This is a genomic window from Mycobacterium sp., from assembly GCF_044370595.1.
Taxonomy (GTDB): Bacteria; Actinomycetota; Actinomycetes; order Mycobacteriales; family Mycobacteriaceae; genus Mycobacterium.
Window position 1 is genome coordinate 1 of sequence record NZ_JBILVF010000022.1, and the last position, 17,529, is coordinate 17,529.

The window sequence follows — 17,529 nt, forward strand, 5'->3', positions numbered from 1 at the left end:
ATGGCCGAGTCCCCATCCGGGACAACGCTGCTGGTCGTCGGCCTGGGCAATCCGGGACCGCAGTACGCCAAGACCCGGCACAACGTTGGGTTCATGGTGGCCGACCTGCTGGCCGCGCGAATCGCTACGCCGTTCAAGGTGCACAAGAAGTCCGGGGCCGAGGTTGCAACCGGCCGCTTTGGCGGCCGGCCGGTCGTGCTGGCCAAGCCGCGCTGCTACATGAACGAGTCCGGCCGGCAGGTCGGGCCGCTGGCGAAGTTCTATTCGATCCCGCCGGGTGACGTCATCGTCATCCACGACGAACTCGACATCGACTTCGGGAAGGTCCGGCTGAAACTCGGCGGCGGCGAGGGCGGCCACAACGGATTGCGCTCCGTGGCCAATGCGCTGGGCAGCAAGGAGTTTCAGCGGGTACGTATCGGCATCGGTCGCCCGCCGGGCCGCAAGGACCCAGCGGCATTTGTGCTTGAGACGTTCAACGCCACCGAACGCACCGAGGTGCCCACGCTGTGCGAGCTGGCCGCCGATGCAACCGAACTGCTCATCCAGGCCGGCTTAGAACCCGCGCAGAACCACGTTCACGCCTGGTAATGCCGTCAGTGGCCGGTGAGGGTTCCGGACGGCACTCAGCGGGCGCCCGGCATGCCCAGCCATGGGAACACCGGGAGGTTGGCGGGCGGGGCAACGGTGCCGGGCCGGGCCTTGATCGACACACTGCCGTTGGTCTGGCAGACACTCTTGAAGTCGGTGTTCTGGCAGGTCGGCCGGGCACCGGCGGTGGGTGCTGATACCCCCGCCGCCACAACCAAACCCGCCAGCACTGCCGTCGCGGCGCGACCGTTCATGATGAGTTTCCCCTTCCGGGAGGTAGCTGCAGAACTTGACATCAGCTCACCCGACTTAAGGGCAGGCCGAAATGATGACCACGGCATCCGCGCCCAGAGGCGTGTTGTTAGCTGCCGCCTTGTTGATCGCATCCTGGCGGGCCGCATCCACGGTCACCCCGGCGCCACCGGCCACCACCCCAGCGGTACTCGAACCCACCGACACGATGCAGAGATTGTCGTTGGTCACCTCATCCGCGGTGCAATCCACACCACCGGCAGCCTGACACTGCGCGATCACCGCGGCCGAGGCCTCCTCAGCGGTGTCACCGGTGGCGGTGAAACCCGCCTCACCGCTCAGGCCATTGGGGCCATCCGAGAAATCCTCGAAAGTACCAGTACCCACCGCAGCGAAAATGTCCTCCGGATCCTCAACAGCACCACCCGGACCGCCCGCCCACGCGATGCCCGTCGAGATACTGCCGGCGATCAGGGCCGCCGCTAGCGCTGCCCATGCCTTACGGGGATTCCACATATCAGCCTTTCTGAGCGCGTTCAGCGACGACGGCCCGGTCCGCCGATCCATGGGAACACCGGGATGTTGGCGGGCGGAGCGACGGTGCCCGGCCGGGCCTTGATCGAAACACTGCCATTGGTCTGACAGATGCTCTTGAAGTCGGTCTGCTGGCAGGTCGGCCGCGCACCGGCGGTGGGCGCCGAAACCCCAGCCGCCACAACCAAACCCGCCACCAGCACTGCCGTCGCGGTGCGACCGTTCATGATGAGTTTCCCCTTCCGGGATGTGACTGCGGAACTTGACATCAGCGCACCCGGCTTAGGGGCAGGCCGAAATGATGACCACGGCATCGGCGCTCATCGGCGTGTTATTCGCCGCCGCCTTGTTGATCGCATCCAGGCGGGCCGCCTCCACGGTCACGCCAGCGCCACCGGCCACCACCCCGGCAATACCCGAACCGACCGACACGATGCACAGGTTGTCGTTGGTCACCTCATCCGCGGTGCAGTCCACACCGCCGGCCGCCTGGCACTGCGCGATAACCGCCGCGGAAGCCTCCTCAGCGGTGTCACCGGTGGCGGTGAAACCCGCCTCACCGCTCAAACCGCCGGGGCCGTCCGAGAAATCCTCGAAGGTGCCGGTACCCACAGCAGCGAAAATGTCCTCCGGGTCCTCAACAGCACCACCCGGACCGCCCGCCCACGCGATGCCCGTCGAGATGCCCCCGAGGAGCACACCTGCTGCAATCGCGGTAACCAAACGAGTTTTGGCCATCCCGTCCTCTCCCTGACTTGACTCGGGGGAAACTGTACTAGACCGGCATTCCAATTCGCGCAGCGACAGCGCGATCGGTCTTATCGCTGCCGTGTCGGGTGGGCCAACTACAGATCCACGTTTGAAAGCCGGACTCCACGGGTATCACCCTGCCGATCACAAGGGGGTCGGCGTGCGCAGAACAGTGGTGTTGATTGCCGCAATGATGGCGGCGCTGTGGGTGGCGGGATGGTCAGACGCTGCAGCCGATCCGCAGATAGGGAGTGTCCATAACCACGCCGACGTGATGTTCGCCATGCACATGGTTCCGCATCATCAGCAGGCCATCGACATGAGTGACATCGTGTTGGCCAAACCGAACATCGACCCTCGGGTGGTGGACCTGGCCACCCGGATCAAGGCGGCGCAGGCTCCGGAGATCGTCGCGATGCAGGGCTGGTTGAACAGTTGGGGCATGAGCGGCGGGGGCATGATGCCTGGCGGTATGCCGGGCATGGGTCCGGGCGGCGGTCCGATGATGCCGGGAAGCCCCGGCGCGGGCGGCCCCGGCATGGGCGGCATGGGCGGCATGGGGATGATGGGCATGGGCGGGATGGCGTCCGAGTCGGAAATGGCGGCGTTGCGCGCCGCTGCGGGTGTCGACGCCTCCCGGCTCTATCTCAATCTGATGATCCCGCACCATGAAGGCGCTATCACCATGGCGCAGAACGAAATTGCCAACGGTGAATTCCCCGACGAGATCACGCTGTGCCGCTCGATCGTCGCCTCCCAGCAGCTGGAGATCGGCGAGATGAACACCATCCTCGCTACGCTGTGAGCGTGAACGCACTGCGCGCGCTGCTTAGGTGACCAGTGTCAGCGAGGTGGAGCGGCGCAGCTTGCCTGAGGGGGTCTTCGGAATGGTGCCCGGCCCCAGCACAACCACGTTGCGCGGCCGTGCGTCGACTTCGGCGAACACCTCGTGAGCCACCTGCTTCTCGATGCGCCGCACCTCGGCCGGGTCTTCCCACGCGTTGGACTCCACCGCCACCGCAAAAGTCTCCCGGGAGTGGCCGGCGTCCAGACGCACCGCCACAGCGCAGCCGGGGCGCACACCCTCCACCCGCCCGGCCGCCCGCTCGATGTCGGTCGGGTAGATGTTGCGGCCAGCCATGATGATGACGTCCTTGACCCGGCCGCAGACCACGACGTGTCCCTCCTCGGTGAGGTAGCCGAGGTCGCCGGTGTCATACCAGCCGTTCTCGTCCTGCGCCGGGACGAAGCCGCCCATGGTGATGTAGCCGGGGGTCAGCGACTCGCCGCGCAGTTCGATGATTCCGACCCCGCGGGTCGGCAGCACAGTGCCGTCCTCGTCAACGATGCGGGCCTCGAGATCCTGCAGTAGCGGGCCCAGAGTGGCAAGCCGACGGGTGTTGCCCTTGGTCGCCGGTACGGCGCGACGCAGCGCGGCCAGCAGGTCGGCGTCAACCTCGTCGACCACCAGCCCCGCGTCGCATTCGGAGAACGACACCGCCAGGGTGGTCTCGGCCATCCCGTAGGCCGGCAGAATGGCAGTCGGGCTCAGCCCGAAGGGCTTGCCGGCATCCAGCAGATCCTCTACGTCGGCCGGTTCCACCGGCTCGGCACCGGACAGCGCGAACCGCAGAGTGGAGAGGTCAAATTCACCCGGTTTAGCTTGGCGCCGAAGCCGTTTGGCGAACAACGCATAGGCGAAGTTAGGCGCGGCAGTCATGGTGCCGCGGTACTTGTCGATCAGCTTGGCCCACAGCAGCGTGTCTCGCAGGAAGTCCAACGGGGTGACCTTGACCAATTCGGCCCCGAAGTACATCGGGATGGTCAAAAAGCCGACCATGCCCATGTCGTGGAAGCAGGGCAGCCAACTGACCATGACGTCCTTCTCGACGTCGTACTGAGCGCCGATGAACATGGCTTCAGCGTTGGAGTAAATGTTGCGGTGGGTGATGACGACGGCCTTCGGGGAGCCGGTCGAACCTGAGGTCAGCTGCATCAGGGCGACGTCGTCCTCACCGGTCTCGACAGGATCGGTGGGGTCGGAAGTCAGCAGATCGGCGACGGTCAGAACCGTCACGCCGCGCTCAGTCAGCACCGGGGCGGCAGGCAGGAATGGTTCGGAAATGACGACGACCTTGGCCTCGATCATGTCGATGACGTTGGTGGTGTCCTCCGCCCAATGCACCAGATCGGTGCGGGGAGTGGGTTGGTGCAGCATGGTGATGCTGGCTCCGCGCATCCACAGCGCCTGGGCGGTCGGTGCGATCTCCACCGGCGCACCGGCTAGTACGCCAACCGCGTCACCGGGCCCAACCCCGGCGGCGGCCAGACCGCCGGCTATGCACCGGGCTCGTTCATGAACCTCCCCCCAGGTGTGCCGGACAGGTTCCTGCGGCTCACCGGTGACCATGCCTCTGTCGCTGGTCAAGGCGTTGTGGAACATCTTGTCGGTGAAGCGGCTCACGGCGACCTCCTCGGCGTCCGGCGCGGCCCTGGCATCAAAGCGGGCGACAACGTCTCTCCATGCTCCGTCCGGCGCCGCTGGCCTCCTAGGCGGCGCGCCCGTAAGTATGAGGAGCGTTTCGCTGTCACTGTCGTTGATCTTAAACTTCCCTTAAGATCCTGGCCAACTCCCGCCGCAAGATTGGTCGGCGTGTCACGCGCCTGAGGTCGACGTCGGCACCACCCGGGCCCCGTGCACCGGGCCGCTGGCCACCCGCACAGTCCGGCACACGCCGGCGCCAGCCAGTTCCGCGCCGACGTCGAGGGCGGCCCGCGCCGAAGCGCACAGGAAGGCACACGTTGGGCCGGAACCCGACACCAGGCCGGCGAGCGCACCCGCCTCGCTACCGGCTCGCAGGGTGCGACGCAATTCCGGCCGTAGGCTCACGGCGGCGGGCTGCAGGTCGTTGCCCAGCAACGGGGCCAAGGCGAGCGGGTCGCCGGCGGACAGAGCGGTCAGCAGCGGTTCGGGGTCGTCGAGTCGGGGCGGCACGCCGGCGTCCCGTAACCGGTCGATCTCGGCATAGACCGCCGCGGTGGACAAGCCGCTGATGCCGAAGGCCAACACCCAGTGGAACGTATTGCGGGCCAACACCGTCGCCAGGTCCTCACCGCGGCCGGTACCCAGCGCCGTCCCGCCGTGCAGGGCGAAGGGAACATCGCTGCCGAGTTCGGCGGCCATGGCGTGCAGATCCCGGCGCGGGACGCCGAGTTCCCACAGCGAGTTGATGGCGACCAGTACGGCGGCCGCGTCGGCGCTGCCGCCGGCCATTCCGCCGGCCACCGGGATCGACTTCGCGATGGTGATTTCGACATCCGGGGAACGTCCGACGTGGTCGGCCATCAGTTCGGCGGCCCGCCAGGCCAGGTTGCGTTCGTCGACGGGAACCTCATCGGCCCCCTCGCCGACCACGTTCAACGAGAGCACGTCGGCGGTACGGACGGTCACGTCATCGGACAACGAGACGGCGTGGAAGACGGTGGTCACTTCGTGGTAGCCATCGGGGCGACGGTCGCCGACGCCGAGGAACAGGTTGACCTTGCCAGGCACCCGGACGGTCACCGACCCGGTCGGCACCCATTCCGCAGCGGCGCTGCCGTTAGTTGGCACGCCTGGAAGGGTATCGGTTTCCGGCGACCGTCAGCGCAGGTCGGCCGGTTCGTCGGCCGGTGAGGACGTCTTGGCCGTTCCGGAACGCTGCAGCAGGCGCACGAAGTCGGCAACCGTCAGAGTCTCACCACGACGGGCCGGGTCAATACTGGCCGACAGTAACCGCTGGGCTGACTCGTTGCCGGTTCCGGCCCACTCCAGGAAGGCGTTGCGTACCGTCTTGCGCCGCTGGGCGAAGGCGATGTCGATGAGTTCGAAGACCTGCCGGCGGAACACCTCATCCTGCGGCCAGGGGGCGGTCTCGTGGCGGTCGACGCGCACCAGGCCGGAGTAGACCCGCGGGATGGGCCAGAACACGGTGGGCGAGACCATGCCGTAGCGGCGCACGTTGCCGAAGAATCGAATCTTGACGCTGGGCACGCCGTACTCCTTGCCGCCTGGTTCGGCGGCAAGGCGCTCGGCGACCTCGGCCTGCACCATCACCGTGGCGGTGCGAATTGACGGGAACTCGCAGAACAGATGCAGCAACGCCGGCACGGCGATGTTGTACGGCAGGTTGGCCACGACGGCGGTCGGCGGGCTGGCGACCTCGTCCGGGCGCAGTGTCAGGACGTCCTGGTTGAGCACGGTGAGCCGGTGTATTTCACTGTGCGAATGTTCGGCGATCGTCCTGGGCAGTCGCCCGGCAAGCACGGGGTCGATCTCCACGGCGGTCACGGTGGCGCCGCGATCAAGTAGTGCCAGGGTCAGCGAACCCATACCCGGGCCGACCTCGAGCACATGGTCGTTCTTGTTGATACCCGAGGAGGACACGATCCGGCGCAGCGTATTGGCGTCGTGGACGAAGTTCTGACCGAAGGCCTTGCGCGGACGGAATTCCAGTTCGCGGGCGATGTTTCGGATCTCGGTTCGGGTGAGTAGCCGGATTGTCATGATGTCCTTCTTCCGCAAACGAGATGTGCCCCCCGGCCCGACTCTCTTTGGTTGATCGCTTTCTGCATGATCCTGGTCTCCGGATATCGTTCAGCGTAGCGCAGACCAGTGGTTCTCTCCCGTGTCTTCGGTCAGGGCTGGACCGACCGGCGGGTCTCGGCCGACCGCACCTTCCCCGTTGCGCGCAGGACAGCAAAAGCGTCGGACGGCTCACCGGGTGAGCCAGGACAAGTCACCCCCAGCCCGGTCAGCTTAGAACACCCGTCCGTCGAATCGCGCGCTCCACGTCGCCCACTGACGCCCACTGACGCCCACTGACGCCCACTGACGCCCACTGACGCCCACTGACGAGGGGGTCGTTCGTAGCCATCCGGCGAGTGTCCGGACAACGAAGGCACACCTCTTAGAAGACTTTCAGTCTATTTGCTTGGGTTCCATCTGGTAGATCCGCTCGGCGGTTCGGGCTGATTCCTCAGCCAGTTCCTCCGCGGGACGGCCCACGAGTTGGGCCAGCGCCCGAACGGTGTAGGGCAGGCAGTACGGCTCGTTGGGGGCGCCGCGAAAGGGGTGCGGGGTCAGAAACGGCGCATCGGTCTCGACCAGCAACTGACCGGGCGGGATAAGCGGCGCGGCGGCCCGCAGCTCATGGGCGTTGCGGAAGCTGACGGTCCCGGACAGGCTCAGGATCCAGCCGGCCTCCACGCAGGTCCGGGCCATCTGTGGACCAGAGGAAAAGCAGTGCAAGATGACGGTGTCCGGAGCGCCTTCGGCGCGCAGCACGTCGAGTACCTCGGTGTCGGCGTCACGGTTGTGAATCATCAGGGGCTTGCCGGTGCGCTTGGCCAGATCGATATGCCAGGCGAACGCCTCGCGCTGCACGCCGAGTTCTGCGCAGCCGTCCAGTTTGCCCGGCCAGTACAGGTCGATCCCCGTCTCGCCGACTGCCACGACGCGCGGCGCGCAGGCCAACCGTTCGATCTCGGCGCGGGCGGCCTCGCCCTGCCGGCCGGCCAACGCATTGGCGCGGGTGGGGTGCAGTGCCACCGCGGCGTAGACCCGGGCGTCCCATTCGCTGGCGCGCGCCGCCCAGCGGGCCGAGGCGAGGTCGTCGGCGATGGTCACCATCGCCTGCACACCGACGGCCTCGGCGCGGTCGGCGATGGCACGGACATCGTCCGGGGTGCGGGCACCGCAGACGTCAAGGTGGGTGTGGGCGTCGATCAGCGGTGCCAACGGTTCCGGGGCCGGTGGAGGCTGACGGTCCGGTCGCTTGCTCACCGCAACACAATAAGGTGAGGGGCAATATGAGCGAGCCCTTCTAAGTGACCACCGCCAACGCCTACCCCAATGGCGCACCGCATGTCGGGCACGCCTACGAATACATCGCGACCGACGCGATAGCCCGGTTCAAACGACTAGACGGCTTCGACGTGCGGTTCCTCACCGGCACCGACGAGCACGGCCTGAAGATGGCGCAGACCGCCGCCGCCGAAGGGCTGCCGACGCCGGACTTCGCCCGCCGCAACTCCGATCAATTCCAGCGGTTGGAGGAGATGCTCAACATCTCCTTCGACCGGTTCATCCGCACCACCGATCCCGACCACTACGCGGCGTCGACGGCGATCTGGCAGCGGATGGCCGACAACGGTGACATCTACTCCGACAGTTACTCGGGTTGGTACTCGGTGCGCGACGAGCGCTTCTTCACCGAGGCCGAGACCACTGTGGGTACCGACGGCACCCGGGTGGCCGCTGAAACCGGTACCCCGGTGACCTGGACCGAGGAGCAGACCTACTTCTTCCGGCTGTCGGCCTACGCCGAACGCCTCTTGGCGCACTACGCGGCCAACCCGGATTTCATCGCCCCTGATGTCCGGCGCAACGAGGTGGTCAGTTTCGTCTCCGGCGGTCTGCGCGACCTGTCGATTTCGCGCACCTCGTTCGACTGGGGGGTGCCGGTTCCCGGTGATCCGGAACACGTGATGTACGTCTGGGTCGACGCCCTGACCAACTACCTGACCGGAGTGGGATACCCGGACACCGATGGTGTTCTCTACCAACGCTATTGGCCCGCCGATTTGCACATGATCGGCAAGGACATCATTCGCTTCCACGCCGTCTACTGGCCGGCATTCCTGATGTCGGCGGGAATCCCTCTGCCGCGCAGAGTTTTTGCGCACGGGTTCCTCTACAACCGGGGCGAGAAAATGAGCAAGTCGGTCGGCAACGTCGTCGACCCGGTGGCACTGGTGGAGACCTTCGGGGTCGACCCGGTCCGGTACTTCCTGCTGCGCGAGGTGCCGTTCGGCCAGGACGGCAGCTACAGCGAGGAAGCCATCATCGGCCGGGTCAACACCGATCTGGCCAACGAGTTGGGCAACCTGGCGCAGCGCTCGCTGTCGATGGTCAACAAGAATCTCGGCAGCGCAGTGCCTGAGCCGGGGGGGTTCAGCGCCGAGGACACCGAATTGTTGACGCTGGCCGACGGGTTGCTGGGACGGGTGCGTGAGGCATTCGACTTGCAGGCCATGCATCAGGGCCTGGAGGCCGTTTGGCTGATGTTGGGCGCCGCCAATCGCTACTTCTCAGCGCAGGAACCGTGGGTGCTGCGCAAGTCGGAGGCCGACGCCGACCAGGTCCGCTTCCGCACCGTGCTCTACACCACGCTGGAGGCAGTCCGGATCGCTGCGGTCCTGGTGCAGCCGGTGATGCCCGCCTCAGCGGCCAAGCTGCTCGACTTGCTCGGCCAGCCCGAGGATCAGCGCGACTTTGCCGCGCTGGCCAACCGGCTAAGCCCCGGCACCGCGCTGCCGGCGCCGTCCGGGGTTTTCCCCCGGTATGAAGCCCCCTAGCACCGCGCCGCTCAACAACGACCAGCTAATGATCAGGCGACCTCAGCGGGTTTCGGTCCGAACCGGAAGACCGCGAGCGCCGCGGCCACTGTGACTGCGGCCAGTCCGATCACGGGTGCGACGACGAATCTGGAGAGTGTCGCGCCGACGACCGCACCGGCACACAAAGTGAGCACCGCCGCCCAGCGCAGCTTCTCGCGATCGCCTCTTCCCCCGGCCAGTCGGCTGTCTGAACCGATGCCGGCAATCGTGCCGGTGATCACGGTGGTGCTCAGCTCCGGGATCCCAAACCGGCGCGCGATGACGTTCTGCGCGCCGAACACCATCGCCAGTCCCGCGATCAGGATGAGCCTGCCGGTTCCGTGGTAGCCGAGAACACCGGTGCCGGCCAGCACGGCTAACGTCGACAGCGCGAGTAGCTCGGCGCCCAGCGCAACAGTGATCCACAAATCCAGATCGTGGTTAAGGTGCCTGCCAAACCGGCCGCCGATGATGGCGCCGAGGACGAAGAAGGCGAACGCCACGGCAGCGGCGGTGAGGTCCACGCCGGAATGCGGAACGAACACGAAGCCGAGGAAAATGACATTCCCCGTCATGTTGGCGACAAAGACATGCCCGAGGACCAGCACGCTGATCGCGTCGATGAGACCGGTTACGAAGGTCAGCATCAGCAGGCCGATCACGGTATGCCGGTAGGAAACGGGCGACGGTCCTGGCACGGTCCCAGTATGGCCGCGCCGTGGTGGCTGACCAGTCCGTCGGGACACTTTGCCTCTGCTCTCACGGGGAGGGCAAGCTATGACGATGCGCGTCGAGCGGCTGGGGGCCCTGGGTTCGGCCGCCGAGGTGCTGCGAAAGGTCGATGCGGGTGCCCGCGCCGCCGGACTGGATCCCCCGGCCGCTCTGGTCGGTGAGTGGTTCGACTCGGCGGCGGTGATCGCCCCGACGCTGCACGCCCAGCCGGTGGCCCCCGAATCGGTTTTCGCGGTGCCTCCCGGCGACCGCAGCGACGCCGTCGGCGGCGGGTGGATGGGTTACCTGTCCTACCCGGACGCCGGGGCGGACGGTGCACCGCCGCGGATCCCCGATGCCGCCGGCGGGTGGACCGACTGTGTGCTGCGGCTGGATGGCGACGGCGTGTGGTGGTACGAAACCCTCACCGGCGCATCCATTCCCGACTGGATCACCGTCGCTTTGGACTCCTCCGGCGGGCAGGGCGGTTGTGAGATCGTCTGGCAGGCGCCGAACGCCGACCTGCACCGCGGCGCGGTGCTGTCCTGCCTTGAGGCCATCCGCGCCGGGGAGGTGTACCAGGCCTGTGTCTGCACCCACTTCACCGGCACCGTCAGCGGTTCGCCGCTGCATTTCTTCGCCGACGCGGTGGCCCGCACCACCCCGGCGCGGGCCGCCTTCCTGGCCGGCCACTGGGGTGCAGTGGCATCCCTGTCCCCGGAGTTGTTCCTCAGCCGGGCCGGCGAAGAGGTCCGTTCCGGCCCGATCAAAGGCACCCTGCCGCTGCAGGCCGACCCGCAGCGCTTACGCGCCTCAGCCAAGGACGTCGCCGAGAACATCATGATCGTCGACCTGGTGCGCAATGACCTGGGCCGGGTGGCCCGCACCGGTTCGGTGACGGTTCCCGAACTGCTGGCCGTCCGCCCGGCGCCGGGTGTGTGGCATCTGGTGTCGACGGTGTCGGCGCGGGTGCCCGAGCAGGTGCCGGCTGCCGAACTGCTTGCCGCGACCTTTCCGCCGGCATCGGTCACCGGCACCCCGAAAACCCGCGCTCGGCAACTGCTTTCGCAGTGGGAGCCGCGACGACGCGGTGTCTACTGCGGCACCGTCGGGTTTGCCTCACCGGTGGCCGGTTGCGAATTGAACGTGGCGATCCGCACGGTGGAGTTCGACGCGGAGTCCCGGGCGGTGCTCGGGGTGGGCGGCGGCATCACAGCAGACTCCGATCCGGACGCCGAATGGCAGGAATGTCTGGACAAAGCCGCGGCTATCGTTCACCGCGATTCCTGGTCAGCCCCGTCTCCCGAGTCGCCGCAATCACGCCCGCCTGGGCGCGCACGGAGCACCGCGTCGTAGAGTTCGCGCCGCGACGGGGCGCCTCGATGCGCCTCGACGACCGTCGCGCAGGCGTCCTTGACCCGCATCCCACCGTCGACCAGAGCGGTCACCTCGGCTAGCAATGACTCCAGGTCGGCCACTGGAATCACCCCGGCCAGCACCACGGTGATTTCACCGAGAACCCCCTCGACCGCCCAGCCCGCCAACTCCGCCAAGGTGCCGCGGCGGATCTCCTCATGGGTTTTGGTCAATTCCCGGCACACCGCGGCACGCCGTTGCGGCCCGAGTTGTTCGACCGCGTCGGTCAGGCAGTCGGCGAGCCGCCGCGGTGACTCGAAGAACACCGCGGTCCGGGGTTCAACGGCCAGTTCCGCCAGCCAACTGCGCCGCGCCGACTTCTTGCGCGGAGCGAATCCCTCGAAACAAAACCGGTCCGACGGCAGCCCGGATACCGCCAGTGCGGTGGTCACCGCCGATGGGCCGGGCAGACAGGAAACGGTCAGACCACCCTCGATGCAGGCCGCCACCAACCGGTAGCCGGGGTCGTTGATCAGGGGCATCCCGGCGTCGCTGACAACCAGCACCGTGGCCCCGGCGGCGATGTCGGCCACCAGTGCCGGCACCCGAGTGGCCTCGTTCTGGTCGAACAGGCTGACCACCCGCCCACGGATCGTCACCTCCAGCGACCTGGCCAGGGCCCGCACCCGGCGGGTGTCCTCGGCGGCGACGACGTCGGCGTCGCTGAAGGCGTCGATCAGGCGCCGTGACGCGTCGGCCGGCTGGCCGAGTGGAGTGGCCCCGAGAAGTAGACGGCCAGGGCTTGACCCCGAGTCGCTGCGCTCCTGCCCGCCGGTACCCGATCCCGAGTCGCTGCGCTCCTGCCCGCCGGTACCCGATCCCGAGTCGCTGCGCTCCTGCCCGCCGGTACCCGATCCCGAGTCGCTGCGCTCCTGCCCGCCGGTCGACACCCCCACAGCCTACGATTCACCGGGTGACCATCACCGCTGACGACCTCGAGGCGCCGCAGCGCCGCGTGCCGGTCGTCGGCCCCGGACCCCTGATCCCGGTGGCCGATTTCGGCCCCACCGACAGGCTGCGGGGCTGGGCCGCGACGGCGGTGGTGGGCGCGTTGGCTGCGCTGACAAGGTTCATGAACCTCGGCTCGCCGACCGACGCCGGCACGCCCATTTTCGACGAAAAGCACTACGCCCCGCAGGCCTGGCAGTTACTGCACAACTACGGCGTGGAGGACAACCCGGGTTTCGGCCTGGTGGTGCACCCGCCGCTGGGCAAGCAGCTGATCGCTGCAGGCGAGGCGATCTTCGGCTACACCGGTCTGGGCTGGCGGCTGACCGCCGCGGTGTTCGGCGTGATCCTGGCGGTGCTGGTGACGCGGATCGCCCGGCGGATCAGCCGGTCCACCGCGGTGGGTGCCATGGCGGGCCTGCTGATCGTGGCCGACGGGGTCAGCTTTGTGGCGTCACGCACCGCGCTGCTGGACATTTTCATGACGGTGTTCGCCGTCGGCGCGTTCGGGGCGTTGATGGTCGACCGCGACGAGGTCCGCGCGCGGATGCACATCGCGTTTCTCCAGGGCCGCATCGCCGAGACGCCCTGGGGCCCAAGGCTCGGCGTGCGGTGGTGGCGATTCGGGGCCGGGGTGCTGTTGGGGTTTGCCTTCGCGACGAAATGGTCGGGGCTGTACTACATCGCCTTTTTCGGGCTGATGACGCTGGCGATGGACGTGGCTGCCCGGCGGGCCTATCGGGTGCCGCGGCCTTGGGCGGGGACGCTGCGCCGTGATGCCGGACCGGCGGCCTACGTGTTGGGCCTGATCCCGTTTGGCCTCTATCTGCTGGCCTATGCGCCGTGGTTCGCCTCGGAGACCGCGGTCAACCGGCACGAGGTGGGTCAATCGATCGGGGAGCGCCAGTGGTGGCAGCCACCGGATGCCATCCGGTCGCTGTGGCATTACACCTCCAAGGCATTCCACTTCCATTCCTCCCTGACCAATTCGGCGGGCAATCACCACCCCTGGGAATCCAAGCCGTGGACCTGGCCCATGTCGCTGCGGCCGGTGCTCTACGCCATCGACAACCAGGACGTCCCGGGCTGCGGTGCATCGTCCTGCGTCAAGGCGGTGTTGCTGGTCGGCACACCGGTGATGTGGTTTGTGGCGGTACCGGTCATCGGATACGCGCTGTGGCGGGCGTTCGTGCGACGCGACTGGCGCTACGCGGTCGTATTGGTCGGCTACGGGGCGGGCTGGCTACCGTGGATGGCCAACATGGATCGGCAGATGTACTTTTTCTACGCCGTGCCGATGGCCCCGTTCCTAATGATGGCGATCGCGCTGATCCTGGGAGACATCGCGTTCAAACCGACCCGAAGTTCCGAGCGCCGCACCTTAGGCATCCTTGTGGTCAGCATGTATCTGGCGCTGGCGATCACCAACTTCGCGTGGCTGTTCCCGGTGCTCACCGGAATCCCGGTCTCCCAGTCGACGTGGAACATGCAGATGTGGCTGCCGAGCTGGCGCTGAGCCTCGGACCGGCCCGCGATATCTGAGTCTCAGCAAACTCGGGCCGGCAGGCAGATGATGTTCGATAGAGCGGATATGCGCCCGGATTCGCGATGGGGCTAAACTGGGATCGTGCTTCCGGTCCAGCCCGATTCGATCGACCTCGCCGAGGTGCTCGGCGCACTGACAGGGCGCCGGGTGCGCATCGGCGAGATCATCGCCGCGCTGAACGTGGGGCGGTCCACCTACTACGAGCAACGCGACGAGGGCCGCTTGCTCAGCGCCGACAACCTGCTGCGACTGGCCGCCGAAATGGACATCAACCCCGTCGAACTGTTGGTGCACTGCGGCTTGGTCACCCCCGAGGCGGTGAGCGGGTACCGGGCGAGATCCCACTCGGCGGACAAATCGCGAACCCGGCGGTTCCAGCGCAGGCCGGATGCGCCCCCGCTGTAAGGGTTCGTCCACTCGGGTTCGTCGCCGGTGGTTGCCGCTGGATGGGAACGGCACCGTCGGCACCGTCATCTTCATCTGAGAGGTTGGCGCAGTTAGCTCTTCGCACAGCCGCATCGGGGTAAAAACTGTGGTTGTGTTCGAGACAACATCATGACCGCTTTGCAGCTCGCCAATGTGCTGGCAGTGACAGCCGCCGGATGGGCGCTGTGGGTTCGGCGGCACAGTTTCGGCTCCCGATGGGATGGTGCAATCACCGTCGGCGTCGCGTTGTACGGGCTGGGTTCCGCCTTGGAGTCGGCGTGGCCGGCCGTGGCGTCGGCGTCCTACCCGTTGACCGGCAAGTACTACCTGCTTCCGGTTCTGGGCAACATCAGCTACCTGGCCGGAACGGCGGTGGGGCTGAAAAGCTTCTACGTCCGACTGCTACCCGATGCCGAGATCGGCCGCTTCATGAGGACATGGATCGCGCCGGTGGTGGCCCTCGCCGGGTCGGTGATGCTGCTGTGCGCGTTGGTCAGTCCGCGCACCTCGACCATGCCTGCCAATTATCTCTACGCCGTAGATCTCGACGGTTGGTTGCGGCTCTACTTCATCACCTACTTCGTGTCGGCGACGGCGCTGTTGTGGGCCGCGGTGTTCGGGGGTTGGCGGCTTCGCGACGGGGCCAATTCCGGGGCGGTCATTCCGCTGATGCTCATTGCGCTGGTCGGCAGCCTCGCCTGCCTGGGACACCTCGTGGCCACCCTCACCGGCCACGGCGCACCAGCGCTGGCCCTGGCCGGGGGGTATCTCGCCACCACTGTGACCGCGCTGGCCTGCGGCGTCTACTGGCGCCGTCGGGTGAACGCGATGCGCGGCAGGCCGCCGAAGGGCTGACGCTGGGTTTTCAGTCCGACCTAGTTCGGCAGCCGGTCCCGCGCCGCCGGGCACGACATACACCGAGGTCCGCCCCGGCCGGTGCCCAGTTCGGCCGCCGCAATGGGCAGCACCTCGATACCGGCATCGGCCAGTCGGGCGTTGGTCTCAGTGTTTCGTTCGTAGGCCACCACCACCCCGGGCGCCAGGGCCAGGGTGTTGTTGCCGTCGTCCCACTGCTCACGTTCGGCGGTCACCGGATCCAGGCCGGTGTCGATGACCCGCAACTGCCCGATACCCATCGCCGCGGCGGCGGCTGTCAGGAAGGGTTGCTCGTCGGCGATCCGCACCCCTGGCTTTCCGCGGGTGATGGTGAACGCCGACAGCGAATGCCGGACCGCCGGGTACATCACCACCGCGTCGGTGTCGACCATGGTGCACACCGTGTCCAGGTGCATGGTCGCCCGCTCCTGAGCGATCGGCACGGCAAGCACGGTGTGCGCCAGGTCGTCGTCGAACAGGCTGCGGGCCAACGCTTCTACCCCTGCCGAGGTGGTGCGCTCCCCCACCCCGACGGCAACCACCCCGGGGGACAGCAGCAAGACGTCGCCACCCTCGACCGGGGCGGTGTGGGATTCATAGGCCCGCCGGACGCCAAGGAAACGCGGATGGTGGGCGTAGATGAGGTCGGTCAGCGAGGTCTCCCGCATTCGCGCCGGCAAGGCCAGCGAGGTGATGGCGAAACGATCGCCGATCCAAAATGACGAATCGCGGGTGAACATCAGATTGGGCAGTGGTTCGATGACGAAGTCGCCCCCCTGATGCATCCGGCGCACCAGAGAGGTGTCGCCGTGCGCGTCGAACGGCAGTTCGGTGAACGTCATTCCGGCCATCAGTACATAACCCAAGTCCAAGGGCTGCAGACTGCGCAGATACGCTGAAAGTTCCTGCGCCAGATGGGGACCCAGCCGTCTGCCGTCCACCGCTGCGGCAATGCCCTGCATCCGGGCCGCGCCGCTGGCCAGCGCCTCGGTGAGCAACTCGGCCAGCAGTAGCACCTCCACTCCCCGAGAACGCAGCAGTGCGGCGAAAGCGTCGTGCTCCTCCTGGGCGCGGGCCACCCAGGGCAGCCCGTCGAAAAGCAGGGCGTCGTTGTTGCGGGGGGTCAACCGCTTCAACTCCGCGCCGGGCCGGTGCAGGATGACCGCGCGCAGCAAGCCGACTTCGGAGTCGACGCCAAGACCGGACACGCTCTAGACAGTAATCTTCCGCAGCGGCCAAACCCCGCCTGCTCCAACGATTGCGCTACAGGGAGGCCGGCAGCGGCCCCGCCGCGCCGAGGCAGCCTGACGGCACTCTGCGGCGATGACAGCACCGCAGACTTTCAACGCACTGGCCGTGCTGACTGCCGGCCGGACAACCCCGCGCCCGGCTCCCGATTCGGATCGAACAGATGTGCGATATCCTGGCATCCGTGTCCATGACAGTTCAGGGCTCATTGTTCGACCATTGCGAACGCCGCGACCTGGGTTCAGGGGCCTGGATCGAGATGCGGTCGGGATGGGTGGATGACGGAACCATCCGTGCCGACACGCTGTTCGAGGACCTCCTCGCGATGGTGTCCTGGCGCACGGAGCGCCGCCGGATGTATGACCGGGTGCTCGACGTGCCGCGCCTGGAGAGCTTCTGCGACCTGACCACCGAACCGCCACCGCATCCCGCGGTGACCCGGCTGCGACGGCGCCTCAACGACATCTATGGCGGGGAACTGGGTGAGCCGTTCACCACCGCAGGTTTCTGCCTCTACCGCGACGGCGCGGACAGTGTCGCCTGGCATGGCGACACCGACGGCCGCAGCAAAACCGAGGACACCATGGTGGCTGTCGTCAGCTTGGGCGCCACCAGAATGTTCACGATGCGCCCCCGGGGCGGCGGCGGCTCGCTGCGATTGCCGCAATCGCACGGCGATCTGCTGGTGATGGGCGGGTCCTGCCAGCGCACCTGGGAGCACGCGGTGCCCAAGAGCAGCGCGGCGGCAGGCCCCCGGATCAGTGTGCAGTTCCGCCCACGCGGGGTGCGCTGAGCAGAAACCTGCTCTGACG

The 17,529-nt window shown here is 67.2% G+C and carries 19 protein-coding genes; 8 read left to right on the forward strand and 11 right to left on the reverse strand.

Annotated elements, in window-relative coordinates:
• A complete protein-coding gene (gene pth / locus ADBZ5N_RS05240; protein ID WP_526256428.1) occupies positions 1-591 on the forward strand; it encodes an aminoacyl-tRNA hydrolase in 591 nt (196 codons plus the stop codon).
• Between the two features lie 35 nt (positions 592-626).
• On the opposite strand, the gene ADBZ5N_RS05245 is transcribed toward pth, so the two are convergent.
• The 4 genes from ADBZ5N_RS05245 to ADBZ5N_RS05260 are packed head-to-tail and all read right to left on the reverse strand — an operon-like array spanning position 627 to position 2,115.
• Positions 627-845 carry a hypothetical protein gene (locus ADBZ5N_RS05245; protein WP_526256429.1) on the reverse strand — a complete coding sequence of 73 codons (219 nt, stop codon included), beginning with the start codon at positions 843-845 and terminating at the stop codon, positions 627-629.
• Between the two features lie 55 nt (positions 846-900).
• Complete coding sequence (locus ADBZ5N_RS05250) at positions 901-1,359, reverse strand: DUF4189 domain-containing protein (protein WP_526256430.1); 459 nt, start codon at positions 1,357-1,359, stop codon at positions 901-903.
• Between the two features lie 20 nt (positions 1,360-1,379).
• Positions 1,380-1,604, reverse strand: coding sequence for a hypothetical protein (locus ADBZ5N_RS05255; protein ID WP_526256431.1), 225 nt, complete (start codon positions 1,602-1,604; stop codon positions 1,380-1,382).
• A gap of 55 nt (positions 1,605-1,659) precedes the next feature.
• Positions 1,660-2,115, reverse strand: coding sequence for a hypothetical protein (locus ADBZ5N_RS05260; RefSeq protein WP_526256432.1), 456 nt, complete (start codon positions 2,113-2,115; stop codon positions 1,660-1,662).
• A 202-nt stretch (positions 2,116-2,317) separates the two neighbouring features.
• On the opposite strand from ADBZ5N_RS05260, the gene ADBZ5N_RS05265 reads away from it, so the two are divergent.
• Positions 2,318-2,932 carry a DUF305 domain-containing protein gene (locus ADBZ5N_RS05265; protein ID WP_526256433.1) on the forward strand — a complete coding sequence of 205 codons (615 nt, stop codon included), beginning with the start codon at positions 2,318-2,320 and terminating at the stop codon, positions 2,930-2,932.
• Between the two features lie 24 nt (positions 2,933-2,956).
• On the opposite strand, the gene ADBZ5N_RS05270 is transcribed toward ADBZ5N_RS05265, so the two are convergent.
• The 4 genes from ADBZ5N_RS05270 to ADBZ5N_RS05285 all read right to left on the reverse strand — a co-directional run bounded on the left by ADBZ5N_RS05270 (position 2,957) and on the right by ADBZ5N_RS05285 (position 7,951).
• Positions 2,957-4,591, reverse strand: coding sequence for a fatty acyl-AMP ligase (locus ADBZ5N_RS05270; protein ID WP_526256434.1), 1,635 nt, complete (start codon positions 4,589-4,591; stop codon positions 2,957-2,959).
• 192 nt (positions 4,592-4,783) lie between these two features.
• The gene (locus ADBZ5N_RS05275) at positions 4,784-5,740 is read right to left on the reverse strand and encodes a 4-(cytidine 5'-diphospho)-2-C-methyl-D-erythritol kinase (protein ID WP_526256435.1); all 957 of its coding nucleotides are present in this window, start codon (positions 5,738-5,740) and stop codon (positions 4,784-4,786) included.
• Between the two features lie 30 nt (positions 5,741-5,770).
• Positions 5,771-6,673, reverse strand: coding sequence for a 16S rRNA (adenine(1518)-N(6)/adenine(1519)-N(6))-dimethyltransferase RsmA (gene rsmA, locus ADBZ5N_RS05280; protein WP_526256436.1), 903 nt, complete (start codon positions 6,671-6,673; stop codon positions 5,771-5,773).
• Positions 6,674-7,087: 414 nt separating this feature from the next.
• Positions 7,088-7,951, reverse strand: coding sequence for a TatD family hydrolase (locus ADBZ5N_RS05285; RefSeq protein WP_526256437.1), 864 nt, complete (start codon positions 7,949-7,951; stop codon positions 7,088-7,090).
• Positions 7,952-7,995: 44 nt separating this feature from the next.
• On the opposite strand from ADBZ5N_RS05285, the gene metG reads away from it, so the two are divergent.
• Positions 7,996-9,525: a methionine--tRNA ligase gene (metG, locus tag ADBZ5N_RS05290; protein ID WP_526256438.1), complete on the forward strand. Its 1,530-nt coding sequence runs from the start codon at positions 7,996-7,998 to the stop codon at positions 9,523-9,525.
• 32 nt (positions 9,526-9,557) lie between these two features.
• Here the strand turns inward: metG and ADBZ5N_RS05295 are convergent, their stop codons facing one another.
• Positions 9,558-10,193: a YoaK family protein gene (locus ADBZ5N_RS05295; protein WP_526256459.1), complete on the reverse strand. Its 636-nt coding sequence runs from the start codon at positions 10,191-10,193 to the stop codon at positions 9,558-9,560.
• A gap of 136 nt (positions 10,194-10,329) precedes the next feature.
• On the opposite strand from ADBZ5N_RS05295, the gene ADBZ5N_RS05300 reads away from it, so the two are divergent.
• On the forward strand, positions 10,330-11,613 hold the full coding sequence (locus ADBZ5N_RS05300) for an aminodeoxychorismate synthase component I (RefSeq protein WP_526256460.1): 1,284 nt from the start codon (positions 10,330-10,332) through the stop codon (positions 11,611-11,613).
• Here ADBZ5N_RS05300 and rsmI read toward each other — a convergent pair.
• On the reverse strand, positions 11,532-12,563 hold the full coding sequence (gene rsmI, locus ADBZ5N_RS05305; RefSeq protein ID WP_526256439.1) for a 16S rRNA (cytidine(1402)-2'-O)-methyltransferase: 1,032 nt from the start codon (positions 12,561-12,563) through the stop codon (positions 11,532-11,534). The two genes, ADBZ5N_RS05300 and rsmI, sit on opposite strands and share 82 nt — an antisense overlap.
• 23 nt (positions 12,564-12,586) lie before the next feature.
• Between rsmI and ADBZ5N_RS05310 the strand changes: the two genes are divergently transcribed.
• The 3 genes from ADBZ5N_RS05310 (at position 12,587) to ADBZ5N_RS05320 (ending at position 15,448) form a co-directional block, all read left to right on the forward strand.
• Entirely contained in the window at positions 12,587-14,137 is a 1,551-nt protein-coding gene (locus ADBZ5N_RS05310; protein WP_526256440.1) for a dolichyl-phosphate-mannose--protein mannosyltransferase, read from the forward strand.
• Positions 14,138-14,248: 111 nt separating this feature from the next.
• The gene (locus tag ADBZ5N_RS05315; RefSeq protein ID WP_526256441.1) at positions 14,249-14,572 is read left to right on the forward strand and encodes a hypothetical protein; all 324 of its coding nucleotides are present in this window, start codon (positions 14,249-14,251) and stop codon (positions 14,570-14,572) included.
• A 150-nt stretch (positions 14,573-14,722) separates the two neighbouring features.
• A complete protein-coding gene (locus tag ADBZ5N_RS05320; protein WP_526256442.1) occupies positions 14,723-15,448 on the forward strand; it encodes a hypothetical protein in 726 nt (241 codons plus the stop codon).
• A gap of 20 nt (positions 15,449-15,468) precedes the next feature.
• Here the strand turns inward: ADBZ5N_RS05320 and arcA are convergent, their stop codons facing one another.
• On the reverse strand, positions 15,469-16,677 hold the full coding sequence (gene arcA / locus ADBZ5N_RS05325) for an arginine deiminase (protein WP_526256443.1): 1,209 nt from the start codon (positions 16,675-16,677) through the stop codon (positions 15,469-15,471).
• 224 nt (positions 16,678-16,901) lie between these two features.
• Between arcA and ADBZ5N_RS05330 the strand changes: the two genes are divergently transcribed.
• Positions 16,902-17,510, forward strand: a complete 609-nt coding sequence (locus tag ADBZ5N_RS05330; RefSeq protein WP_526256444.1) for an alpha-ketoglutarate-dependent dioxygenase AlkB — start codon at positions 16,902-16,904, stop codon at positions 17,508-17,510.
• Positions 17,511-17,529: the final 19 nt, after the last annotated feature.